Source organism: uncultured Clostridium sp. (genome assembly GCF_963515715.1).
Classification (GTDB): Bacteria; Bacillota; Clostridia; order Clostridiales; family Clostridiaceae; genus Clostridium_AW.
This window is the reverse complement of sequence record NZ_CAUPZS010000002.1, coordinates 116,103-128,430: the sequence shown is the minus strand read 5'-3', so window position 1 is coordinate 128,430 and position 12,328 is coordinate 116,103. Positions and strand designations below refer to the sequence as shown.

Annotated in this window: 14 protein-coding genes; all 14 read right to left on the bottom strand. The window is 34.2% G+C overall.

Annotated elements, in window-relative coordinates; genetic code table 11:
• Positions 1-2 precede the first annotated feature (2 nt).
• A complete protein-coding gene (locus RYO54_RS02675; RefSeq protein WP_315115374.1) occupies positions 3-653 on the bottom strand; it encodes a phosphate propanoyltransferase in 651 nt (216 codons plus the stop codon).
• A complete protein-coding gene (locus tag RYO54_RS02670; RefSeq protein WP_315115372.1) occupies positions 653-2,251 on the bottom strand; it encodes an acetaldehyde dehydrogenase (acetylating) in 1,599 nt (532 codons plus the stop codon). Before RYO54_RS02670 ends, RYO54_RS02675 begins: the two co-directional genes overlap by 1 nt.
• A 34-nt stretch (positions 2,252-2,285) precedes the next feature.
• Positions 2,286-2,996, bottom strand: coding sequence for a BMC domain-containing protein (locus tag RYO54_RS02665; RefSeq protein WP_315115369.1), 711 nt, complete (start codon positions 2,994-2,996; stop codon positions 2,286-2,288).
• 20 nt (positions 2,997-3,016) lie between these two features.
• Entirely contained in the window at positions 3,017-3,679 is a 663-nt protein-coding gene (locus RYO54_RS02660) for a cupin domain-containing protein (RefSeq protein WP_315115367.1), read from the bottom strand.
• A 20-nt stretch (positions 3,680-3,699) separates the two neighbouring features.
• A complete protein-coding gene (locus RYO54_RS02655; protein ID WP_315115364.1) occupies positions 3,700-3,963 on the bottom strand; it encodes a EutN/CcmL family microcompartment protein in 264 nt (87 codons plus the stop codon).
• Positions 3,941-4,261: a BMC domain-containing protein gene (locus RYO54_RS02650; RefSeq protein ID WP_315115362.1), complete on the bottom strand. Its 321-nt coding sequence runs from the start codon at positions 4,259-4,261 to the stop codon at positions 3,941-3,943. Before RYO54_RS02650 ends, RYO54_RS02655 begins: the two co-directional genes overlap by 23 nt.
• Positions 4,262-4,324: 63 nt before the next feature.
• Entirely contained in the window at positions 4,325-5,170 is an 846-nt protein-coding gene (gene eutJ, locus RYO54_RS02645; RefSeq protein WP_315115360.1) for an ethanolamine utilization protein EutJ, read from the bottom strand.
• On the bottom strand, positions 5,152-5,865 hold the full coding sequence (locus tag RYO54_RS02640; protein WP_315115357.1) for a cobalamin adenosyltransferase: 714 nt from the start codon (positions 5,863-5,865) through the stop codon (positions 5,152-5,154). The genes eutJ and RYO54_RS02640 overlap by 19 nt, the downstream gene beginning before the upstream one ends.
• A 6-nt stretch (positions 5,866-5,871) precedes the next feature.
• On the bottom strand, positions 5,872-6,318 hold the full coding sequence (locus RYO54_RS02635; RefSeq protein ID WP_315115355.1) for a EutP/PduV family microcompartment system protein: 447 nt from the start codon (positions 6,316-6,318) through the stop codon (positions 5,872-5,874).
• Positions 6,315-6,668 (bottom strand): BMC domain-containing protein, encoded by a 354-nt coding sequence (locus RYO54_RS02630; RefSeq protein ID WP_315115352.1) that lies wholly within the window; start codon positions 6,666-6,668, stop codon positions 6,315-6,317. The genes RYO54_RS02635 and RYO54_RS02630 overlap by 4 nt, the downstream gene beginning before the upstream one ends.
• Positions 6,669-6,763: 95 nt before the next feature.
• Positions 6,764-7,717: a choline TMA-lyase-activating enzyme gene (cutD, locus tag RYO54_RS02625; RefSeq protein WP_315115350.1), complete on the bottom strand. Its 954-nt coding sequence runs from the start codon at positions 7,715-7,717 to the stop codon at positions 6,764-6,766.
• A 152-nt stretch (positions 7,718-7,869) separates the two neighbouring features.
• A complete protein-coding gene (gene cutC, locus RYO54_RS02620; RefSeq protein WP_315115347.1) occupies positions 7,870-10,410 on the bottom strand; it encodes a choline trimethylamine-lyase in 2,541 nt (846 codons plus the stop codon).
• Positions 10,411-10,460: 50 nt separating this feature from the next.
• On the bottom strand, positions 10,461-11,972 hold the full coding sequence (locus tag RYO54_RS02615; protein ID WP_315115345.1) for an aldehyde dehydrogenase family protein: 1,512 nt from the start codon (positions 11,970-11,972) through the stop codon (positions 10,461-10,463).
• Between the two features lie 46 nt (positions 11,973-12,018).
• Positions 12,019-12,327, bottom strand: coding sequence for a BMC domain-containing protein (locus tag RYO54_RS02610; protein WP_315115342.1), 309 nt, complete (start codon positions 12,325-12,327; stop codon positions 12,019-12,021).
• Between the last annotated feature and the right edge of the window lies 1 nt (position 12,328).

The window sequence follows — 12,328 nt, the reverse complement described above, 5'->3', positions numbered from 1 at the left end:
TTTTATTTTACTATTGTTATTTTTGATTTTGAGTTAATGCCCATTGCATTAGCTTCCTCAATATCAAGGTGACATTCAAGTTTTGATGAATCGTTAGCTCTAATAGCCACATTGCTATATATTCCGCCTCTCAAATCATCAAATTTTATTGATACTACTTCTCCATCATGTACTCCTAAATTTCTAGCATCTTCAGGTGTCATGTGAATGTGTCTTTGTGCAACTATTAACCCTTCTTCAATTTGAACAGATCCCTTTGATCCAACTACTGTGATTCCAGATGTTCTGCTTAAATCTCCAGACAATTTTACATGTGGTACTGTTCCAAGTTTAATGCAATCTCCAGCTAATACTTCAACTTGAGTTTTGCTTCTTACAGGACCAAGTATTCTAACCTTCTCAATTGCACCTTTTGGCCCGCAAATTGTTACAACTTCCTTACAAGCATATTGTCCAGGTTGAGATAGGTCTTTAATCTTTGTAAGTTCATAATCTTTACCAAAAAGACTTTCTAAATCCTTTTGTGAAAGGTGTATATGTCTATTAGAAATTCCTACTGGAATCTCAGATGAATTTTGCTGAACTTCATTATTAGCTCCATTGCTTTTAATAGCTTCTAGCAAAACCTTTAATATTTCTTCACAGTTATCCATTAGTTTGCCCCCTTCATTGCGGCAACTATTTGGTTAACTAAGTCTAAAATGTCTTCATTTTTTCCACTTTCATTATTAGATTCAGTACAACTATTAGCATTATTAGAAGAATTAGCAACTTTATTTAAAGCTTCTGCAGCTGCTGCAATTTGAGCTGGGCTCATATTCATAAATTGATTTTGAACTCCATGACAATTTTCAGCAGTTTTTATACGGTTGAAAGTTGGGTCATTAGATGCTAATGTTGCACAATCCTTTAAGCCATAAGCAACTCTTTTGATGTTTATAAGGTGCTCTGGAGTAACATTTTCAGATACTGAACTTCCTCCCCATGTACCACAGCCTAAAGTAAATGCTGGGCTAAGAGCTGTGCTTGCACCTGTTCCACCTTGAGATCCACCAGTATTAACAAGAATACGGGAAGCTGGCTTTCTAGCAAACTCCATAACTATATCTCTATCTTCAGTATGGATACTCATTGTGTGGCCAATTCCATTTTGAAGTAATTCAATACTTAATTCACATGCTTCATGCCAATCTTTTACTGTATAGAATCCAAGAACTGTTGTAAGTTTTTCAAAGGACAATGGATAACCTGCGCCTACTCCATTTTGTCTTCCTATAAGCACTTTAACTTCTGCTGGAACTGTAAATCCTGCAGCACTTGCAATAACTTGAGGACTTCTTCCAACAAACTTAGCATTCATAGCGTATCCATTCTTAAATAACAGCTTACAAACTTTATCAGTTTCTTCTTCTGTCATAAAATATCCGCCTTGCTTTTTAAACTCTTGAACAACTGCATCCTGATTGCATTCTTCACAAATTATTGATTGTTCTGAAGCACAGATTGTACCATAATCAAAAGTCTTACTTGCAATAATATCTCTAACAGCCTTTTCTACATTAGCAGTTCTTTCGATGTATGCTGGAGAGTTTCCTGCACCAACACCAATAGCTGGTTTTCCTGAACTATAAGCAGCTTTAACCATTCCTGGGCCACCTGTAGCTATTATTATAGAAATTTCTTTGCTTTTCATTAACTCATTTGTAGCTGCAATTGTTGGCATAGTTACAGCACTTATAATGTTCTCTGGTGCACCAGCTTCGATAGCTGCATCTCTCATTAATTCAACTGCTTTAATTGTACATTTTGCAGCAGCTGGATGTGGTGAGAAAACTATAGCATTACGAGATTTAATTGAAATTATAGATTTAAAAATCGCTGTTGAAGTTGGGTTTGTTGAAGGTACTATACCCATAACTAAACCAACTGGTTCAGCAATCTCTATAAGCTTATTTGTCTCATCTTCCTTAATTACACCTATTGTTTTCATATCTTTAATTGAATCATATAATATAGTAGCTGCTAAATGGTTTTTGAAAGTTTTATCTTCAGCTTTACCAAAACCTGTCTCTTCAACTGCCATTTGTGCTAAGCAAGCAGCATTTTCTTCTGCTACTCTAACCATATTGCGTAAAATTTTATCAATCTGCTCCTCAGTATAATTAGCAATTTTATCAGCTGCTACCTTTCCAAGTCTGGCAAGATTTCTTGCTTCTTGTATTGAACGCAAATCTTTATCAAAGTTTTCCATTATTCCTTACTTCCTTTCATCAACCTTAAAATAGCTATTTTTTCTCGTAATATAATTTAAATTTAGTAATTAATGTGTTCTTGCCTGCCTTTGAGGTGGCTCTACCTGTAATTCCAAAATCTTTATATTCACGAGCTAAATTTCTAAGCTTAACAACTTTTAATTTAGCTAGTATTAAAAGGGCTTTTTCTATACCGTCTTTACTTACTAGATTATCTACATCTTCTTTGTGCAAATTCTCTAAATCTAACTTATGCAGTTTATCTGAATCCACTTCTAAAGCATCTTGATCTTGATTTTCTTTAATCTGGTCTTCAACTTGTTCTATTGCTTCTTCAGTTTCTGCTACATGTACTTGTTCATTTTTTTCTACATCTTCTGCTTCTTCTTTTTTTTCTTCAGTTTGTTCTACTTCTTCTACATCTTCTATTTCTTCATTAAATGATGGAACTTCTAAAACCTCTGGTGGAGTATTAGGTCCAATTATACTTTCCAATTCCTCATGAGGACGTGGAATTATATGATCAGAAACTAAAAATTCTTCATTAAGTTTTTTAACAGCTGCTACTCCAGCTTCTATAGATGCTTTTACTGCACCTACATCACCTGTAACTAAAATTGTAACAAGTCCTCCACCTACATAAGTCTTTTCAATAATACTTACTTCTGCTGATTTAACCATTGTATCAGCTGCCTCAACAGCTGCAAGTAATCCTTTTGTTTCTATTAAACCAAGCGCTTGCATAGGCTAATCCTCCTAATTTTCTATAAGAGATCCGCCCAGTTTGCTGGATATGTTGTATAAAACACCCTAGCTTTATCTGGTGAACCCCAAACCACTTTAGAACCTGATGGTACAAATAGTACATCTCCAGGGTAAGCTGTATATGTCTTTCCATTGATTTCAACTGTTAAAGTTCCCTCAATGACATAATCAATCTCTTCGTAAGTTAATTCCCAGTCAAATTTTGAGTCTTCGATAATTAAAAATCCAGCACTCATTTTTGATTCTTCTTTACTTACCAATTCTTGGAAATAAACTTTTGCGTTTGGATTACCAGTGTCAAATACATCCATTTTTACTGTATTTCCTCTAACAACTTTAAGTCCATTAGGGTCACTTTCTGCTTCAAATGGAAGATTCTTTTGCTTTAAACATTGAAGCATTTCTTCTAAAAGACCCTTGTCCATCATTTTTCTAAAGAAATTAAGCAGCATTTCGCTATCAATACCATCTATGCTTGAAGCTTTGCTAACTCCTAAATCCTGTACTTTAGGTGCAGGAGCTTTTGTAGTAAACACTATTTCATTATTTTTTGCAAGATCTTGAGCTGATGGTGTGATTATTTCACTGCCATCTATATAAAATATTTTTTCATTATTTAATATTAATGCTTCAACATCTTTTGCACAGATTAATTTTTTCATGTTTTCACATCCTTTGCGCCTTAATCAAAATTGCAATCATGATCAATTATTCCAACAACAATTGCATCTACAGGAACATTATTATCTCCTAACATTCTGCAAGCAGATGCCCCAGTACTGACGATAACTTTATCACCAATGCCCGCACCTATAATATCAACGACAATAAATCTACGCCCTTCACTTACTCCACTAATTTCCTCAGCAAGCATAAATTTAAGTCCGTTAAGAGATTCTGCTTTTCTAGTGGCCCATACATTATCAACAAGTCTTGCTGCTATCATATCCTTTTTCCTCTTTCATCTTCAGCTTAATCTCATTTAATGCAGCTTCAACTGATGCTGTGTCACCTAAAATCCCAATTAGAACCATATGCTGGGGACATAATCCCCTAATATCTTCAACGGTAACTCCAACAGCCTTCTCAGCAATATCTGCGGCATAAATCATATCGATAAATTTACCTTGAACAAGTCCTATTGCATCAGCATTTTCTAAATCCGCTTTGCAATCTCTACCCATTCGTCTTTTAAGAATATTTTTAGTGCTATCAGAAGGTGATTTTATAATTCTAAAATCCACTTTTAAACACTCTCCTTATTAGGCATATGAAAATAAATAACAAGTAATTTATTTGAATGTGCCTTATTCCATAATATCTTGTGTACAATTTAATGCTATTCCAAGTGGTGTAACAAACATAGGGTTTTTAGGTTTATGAGTATATATTTTTGTCTGCTTTTCAATAATTTCTTCAATTCCTGTCAAGCAACAAGTACCACCTACTAAAGAAATCTCATTAACATTATAATTCTCAATATTATTGTTAATAATTGATGATACCTTTTCAATTACTGGTCTTAGCAACGGTAAAATTTCTTTGTGATTTTTACTATCTCTTTTAAATTTATCTGCTTCTTTAAAAGGCATTTTATATGCACCTGAAATAACTAATGAAAAATGAGTACCGCCTGTAGGTTCATCAACAACAGAAACAACCTTTCCATCTTTTAAAATGGATATTCCAGTTGTTCCTCCGCCGATATCCACAACTGCACCATTTTCAATTTTAAGTAGAGCATTTGCAGCAGTAGGTTCATCTAAAAGACATGTCAATTCAAATCCTGCTGCTTGAACTACATTTTTAATTGCTCCAGAATCTAGAGCATCGGTTCCAGGTGGAATTGCAGCAGCGGCATAAATAAGCTCTTTATTGAGTTTTTCTTCAATTTCCTGCTTAAGTTCTTTTACAAGCTTTATTGCTCCAATATAGTCCACAATCATACCGTCACGAACTACATCAGCATATCTATATGCACCAGCAACTGGCTTGTAGTTTTCATCTAAAACAGCTAATACCACGCAAGCAGTACCTAAATCCACACCTGTGTAATAAACAGAAGATTCATTAATAATTGGCTTTTCTATAACTTCTTCAAACTTCTGAACCATATTATCGCAATATTCAAAAGTTAATTTTTCCTTTGACATTCTTTTCCTCCTACTGCTAAACAAATTAATTGAGACAGTGAATTAATTATTGAATTAACATTCCTCACAATTCCGTCTTTTAAGCTCTCATCATCACTTTTGTACGTTTCAATTATTTCAAATTGTAATTCTTGCACTGCACAACGAAGTGTGTGCATTTTTAAAATCTCATTACTTTTTTTCAGCTGCATATGAAATTCTGTTATTTCAAAACAATCCTCAAGCTCAGTTGTGAAATTTAATGAATTCATTCCTGTACATTCTTTACAATTAATAGGTTCAAGAGTACCTTTTCCATCCACAACATTTCTGATGTTTGATATTTTTCTACCCAAACTTATAATATTTTGTGCTAAAATAATATCTTCTTTTAATATTTCACTACTAGTAACAAGAAATGCTGCCTCCATAGATTTCAACTTACAACAAAGCTTCTTATTCAAATTTAAATTACTGTTTTCAGCTTCTTTTATTGTTTCTACCTGTGCTGTTTCTACCTGTATTGTTTCTGTCTGGCTGCTTTTAGAAACATTCTTATCTGCTTTTGAAGCATCATTATTAATTTTTATTCTTTTATCAGACAAATATTGAGCTGCTCCAGGGGTAAGGCGCTGTCCTTCTTGTAACTTGTAGGCATTAAAAGGTTCTTTTCTATATAAATCTCTTAAATACTCTTCGGTAATAAATTTCATCATTGCCCTTTACTCCTCACCTTTTTTAAATAGATACTTCTTTAAAGCATCAATTCCTGTTCCCATGGGAAAGCTAATATGAAAATATGGCTCTGATACTCCTATGGCTTTTAGCTGTCTTAAACATTTTTCTTCATTTTCAGGTATTAGGTCGCATTTTGTTATAACCCCAATTACCGGACATCTAAAAGACTTTGCAAACCCAGGGGGATATATTTCAGTGCAATTAGACTGATCAACTACCACAAGCACATGGGATGCATCCTGAGCTACTGCAATTACATGTTTATACATCCATGAATTTTCTATATAGGGACCTGGGACATCAATGGTATTCTTACCATAAATCACTTCTGGTGTTCCCTTTAATGGACCATCATAATCGTTTAATGCATTAACTATTGTAGTTTTGCCAGATTTTGAAGGACCAATCACCATTATGCGCTTTTTTCTCATGTCCTTGTAATGGGAGCGGTCGTAAATCCAAGCATATTCTTTAACGTATCATTTACTGCACTAAGTGCTGTTTCCACACTTTGAACATCACCATTTATTACAACAGACCCTGTAAAACGATCAAGAAATCCAATTTCAACATCAGAAGCTTTTGTAGCAATGTCTGCGGCAATAATAGCAGTTTCACAGGGTGAAAGAGTTAAAATACCTATTGCTCCTTTTTCATCGATTCCAAGACGATCATATATATCAGACATTGGAGATGCGATAACGTGAGCTATAGTAATCTGCTTTCCTGGAACTGACTCTTGTACAACACGCTGCGTATTTCTATCGAAAAAATCTCCCATAAGCTTTACCTTCCATCTTATTATTTAATGAAACTCCTTCTCCTTTGTCGAATGAGTAAGCGATTCACACAAAATCATAGATTTTGGTTCTCTGCTTAATGACGGATTACTTTTACAGGTAAGTCATATTTTTTAATCCATCCTTCTATTCTGTCTAAATCTTCACTTTTCAAACTTGGATCATCTTTTATAGGATATTCCATTCCTAATTGGTTATATTTATTTACCCCCATCTTATGATATGGAAGTAAATCAATTCCCTTAAAGTTTTTATATTCTTTATATGGGTTTAAAAACTCCATAGTTCTTTCTATTTCATCTTGAGAATCATTTATACCTTTAAGTAAAGGCATACGAATCTTTACATTGTATTTTCTGCGAAGTAATTCCTGAAGATTTTCTAAAATCTGTTCATTTCTTACTCCTGTTAACTGAAAGTGTCTATCAGAATCAATATGCTTAATATCAAATAGGAATAGGTCTGTGAACTCTGCAACCTTAAGTACTGTTTCCATTTTTGCATAACCACAAGTTTCAATTGCAGTGTTTATACCTTCTTGCTTACATGCCATTAATAAACTGCAAGCTGCTTCAGGCTGCATCAAAACTTCACCACCGCCTAATGTAACTCCGCCACCAGACATTTCATAAAAAGTTCTATCCTCTTCTACAATTTCTAAAAGTTCAGAGATAGTTTTTACTTCTCCAACTATTGATATAGCAGATTTAAGACAAGCTTCCTTGCACTTACCGCATCCGATACACTCAATATCACGATTAATTTCATGCTTTAAAGTTTCATTAGAGATAGAATGTATGGAAACGGGACAAACAGAGACGCAAGCTCCACAGTTAACACATAAATTGCTTTTAAACATAACTCTATGCATTTTAATCAATCCTTCAGGATTTGCACACCATTTACAACGAAGGGGGCAACCTTGAAAAAATATTAAAGTTCTTATTCCCTCTCCATCATACATATTATATTTTTGTATATTAAAAATCGTCGCTTTTCGTTCGATTACACCTAAATTTCCATTACTCATATCTTTCATTCTCCAATTTCATTTACTTTGATTTTTAATATATATCTTAATTGTAATCTGTAATCTACAGAACAGCTCTGTAGATTACAGACTCTAAAATTTAATTTAAAAATTCTTAAGTTACATATTGTTTTTAATTTTTAAGTTTTTAATTAAAAATGTTCAAGCATAGTTCTGCTGATGATTTCATCTTGAACGTCTTTGCATAACTCAACGAAGAATGCACTATATCCAGCAACACGAACTATTAAATCACGGTATTGCTCTGGATGCTTCTGAGCCTCTATTAAAGTCTCGTTATTTAAATAGTTAAACTGCATTTCTCCAAGCTGAAGGGCGCATGCACTACGTAATAATGTAATGATTCCTTGTTCACCTTCTGGTGTATCAAGAAGGCCAGCTATTAACTTGAAGTTGTGAACCATACCTATATTCATATCTTCACAAGACATTTTAGAAACAGATTTTATTATAGAAGTAGGTCCTTTAAAATCAGATCCTTGTGATGGACTTATACCATCTGATAAAGGCATCCATGCTCTACGTCCATTTGCTGTAGCTCCAGTCATTTGTCCAAATGGAGTGTTATTTGAGATTGATAGTGTACCATGGCTAAGTACTGAATATAATGTCTTATATTTACGATGTTCTTGTTCAGTAAAGTTAATTAAATCAGCAGCAATTAAATCTGCATAATCATCATCGTTACCATACTTAGGTGCTTCTAAACAATCTTTTCTTAGTTGTTCATATCCAACGAAATCAGCTTTTAAAGCTTCGTTCATTTCTTGTAGTGTATATTTTTTATCTTCAAATACTAATTTCTTTATAGCTGCCATGGAATCTGTATAAGTAGCAAGACCACTCCATACTACTCCAGGTCCGAAGTTATACATAGCTCCGCCTGCTTCTACTCCTTTACCATTTTCCATACATCCTTCATACATCATAGACATAAGTGGTTTTGGTGCAAGTTCTTTGTGAACACGTTGAGAAATTACTGTAGCAACACTTGTCCATTTAGTAATGAATTTAATTTGATCTTTAACAGCTGCTTCGAATTGTTCATAAGTTTTAAACTGGCTTAAGTCTCCCGCATCTGGGCATACTTGCTTACCATACCATAGTGGTGCCCCATGGTTAAGAACAAGTTCTATACATATAGGCCATTGAGTGTATCCTGTAGAAGTCCATTGATATAATCTTCCTGATTTTTGTGGCTCAACGCATCCCATTAAGCAGTAATCTCTTGCGTCTTCTATAGAAACACCTTTGGCTAACATCATTTTTATATGAACATCATCAAAGTGACATGCTGGGAATCCCATACCTGCACGGATAACGTCAACTATCTTTTTAAGATACTTTTGTGGTGATCCTTTGTGTATACGGCAAGCTAAAGATGGTTGATATATCTTAACGTGACGAACTGCATCCATTAAAAGGTATGTTAATTCGTTTGTAGCATCACGACCTTCTCTAGTAACACCACCTAAACACATGTTAACAAATGGCTGATAACCTGCGAAGAATTTAGAACCGCCCTCACTTGTTATCCACATCATCTCAGACATTTTTATAAGCATACAACCTGATAATTCAAATGCTTCAAAATCAGTCATACGTCCAGCTTCAATATCAGCTTTGTAGAATGGGTACATGTACTGGTCAACACGTCCTATAGACATACCTGTTTGATTTTCTTCAACTACAAGTAGTGATTCTATAGTCCAAACTGCTTGAATTGCTTCCCAGTAAGTACTTGGTTTATGTGCTGGAACTCTAGCATTTATTTCAGAAATCTTTTGAAGTTCTGCTTTACGCTTAGGGTTAGTTTCTTTTAAAGCTAACTCTGCAGCATAGTCTGACATACGTTTAGCATATATCATAACACCTTCAGCAGTATCAATTAATGATTTATAGAAATAGATTTTATCTATGTCTTCTGGATTTTCATAGCTAAGTTCAGCTAATTTTTCTTCTGATTCTCTCTTTATGTCAAGCATACCTTTTTTCATTAAGATAACGTCATATCCTGGGTTAGAGTCTCCTCCACCATTTACTGCGTGATATGAACAGTCAGAAACAAAAGATTCTCCTGAAAGTTCCCATACTCCTGCTTCACGATATTGATCTTCGCAGTATTCATCAACGGATTTACCCTGCCAATATGGGAATAACTCATCACGCATAATTTTCTTATCTTCTTCTGAGATGTAGAATGGATCTTGTGGACGATTTCCTATTGTATCAATTTCATCCACCATCCATCTCCAAGCTATATCAGGAGAAAATGCTCCTGCACGAGGTTGTCCATTTGGTGCTCCAACTATAAGTTCATTGTCTTGAATTACAAGTGGTGCAGTTTCGCAACAATATTTAAAACATTTACCACGTAAAACTGATTTAGGAGTACCAGGGTTTTCTTTTGCTATTTTAGTAATAGCTCTTGCTCTATGAGTTGTTATTGTTGGAACATGCTTTAGGTAAGTTTCCTTTAACTTAACTAAACGCTCTGTTATTCCATCAGGAATTTCACCATTATTGTCACATGCAACATTGCAAGTAGCTGGTTCTTCTTTTGTTATTTCTTTGGAAACACTCTCAAACATCTTCATTAAACTGTCACGTTCTTCATCAGACATATTTTTAGTAGCTTCCTTAAATATATTTGAAAATTCACGAATATCCAAATTTGTTACCTCCCAGTCTTTAATGTATTTCATATTTTAGATATGATCTTTTATTTCAAGTTATTTAGAACTTCTTTTAAGATACTCTCTAATAACTTATAATTATCTATTTCATTTACATTTAATTTATCACTTGCATTTGATTTATCATTTGAAACTGTACAAGTAGAATCTTCTTCATTGTTTACTGTTTTAACAATTTCATCTACTGTGCGAACCCCATATCCAACTTTACGGACATATATTAAATTTCTAGGTGAAACATTGTCTGAAGTCATCCCTTCACCTGCGGAACCACTACCTAAAGTCATTGAAGGAAATAAATTGGTCGTCGCTCCCATGCTTCCAAAAGTTCCTGGAGTATTAACAAGTATTCTTCCAACTGGTTTCTTCAATGCAAATTGATTAATAACTTCTTCATCTTTTGAATGTATAATAAGTGTATGTCCATATCGCTCAGTAAGTAACAATTCTATACACTTTTCACAAGCATGCATCCAATCCTCTTCTATATAAAAGGCTAAAACAGGACAAAGCTTTTCTTTTGAGTAAGGGTTATCTTTAGAAACAAACTTTTGCTCTGAAATAAGAACTTTTATATCCTGAGAAACAGTAAAACCAGCACGCTTAGCTAAAAATTGCGGTGATTTACCAATCATCTCTAGTTCAAGGCTTCCATCTTTATTAGAAAGTATTGATCCCAGATTTTCAGCTTCCTCTTCTGTCATAAAGTATCCACCATTTTTAATAAATTCTTGTTTCACTTCAGCGGCAATTAAGCTATCAACAACAACTGATTGTTCAGCTGCAGAAACAACTCCATAATCAAAGTTCTTGCTATCAATAATATCTTTAACCGCCTGCTCTATATTAGCTGTACGTTCTATGAAAGCTGGTCCATTTCCGTTGCCACCATAAATTACTGGCTTACCGGATTTATAAGCTGCATCAAGCATTTCTGGAACTCCTGTATTCATTATAAGAGAAGTATCTCTATGTTCCATAAGTTCTAATGAACCCCTTTGTGCTACTATATGCAAATATGCAAGAGAACCTTCTGGAAGCCCTACTCCTTCTGCAGCTCTAATCAAAATATCAAGTGTTTTACAAATTGCTTTTTTAGCTCTTGGATGAGGTGAAAACACAATTGCATTTCCTGATTTAATTGCAATCAGTGCCTTATATATGGTTGTAGATACAGGACTGGTTGATGGTGAGAAGGCTATAATAACCCCCATTGGTACTCCAATATCTCTTGTCCTGTTTATTTTATCTTCATCAATGCTACCTACACACTTCATGCCTTCAAGTCTATCTTTCAAATACTGGCATACAAATTGATTTTTGATATATTTATCTTCCCATTTCCCATATTCAGTTTCTTCATTAGATATTTTTGCAAGTTCCTTTAAATGTTTTTCAATCTCTTCAATCATACGTGCAACTATTTCATCAAGTTTTTCTTGTGGAAATGTTGCTAATTTTCTTTGTGCTTCACGAGCGTTTTCAACAAGAATCCTAGCTTCCTGCATGGAGAGTAAATCATTATCAATAATATTCATTTTTTCTCTCTCCTTTTATTTATTACTTAGAAAAAATTTTCATTTCCTATTCCGTTATAGGATTTGGAATGGCATATCGTTTTATTATCTTTTCAAGATCTTGATGGGGTCTTGGTATAACCATTGAACTATAAAGGTTTCCACCTTCCATTCCTTCAACTGCTGCAACACCAGCTTCTACCGCTGTTCTACAAGCACCAACATCACCGCTAACTAATACAGATATATAACCTGATGCAACATTTTCATATCCTATAAGTTCAACATTTGCTGATTTGCACATAGCGTCTGCTGCTTCTAAAGCAAAAACCAGACCAAAGGTTTCAATTAATCCTAAAGCTTCATATCTTGCCATA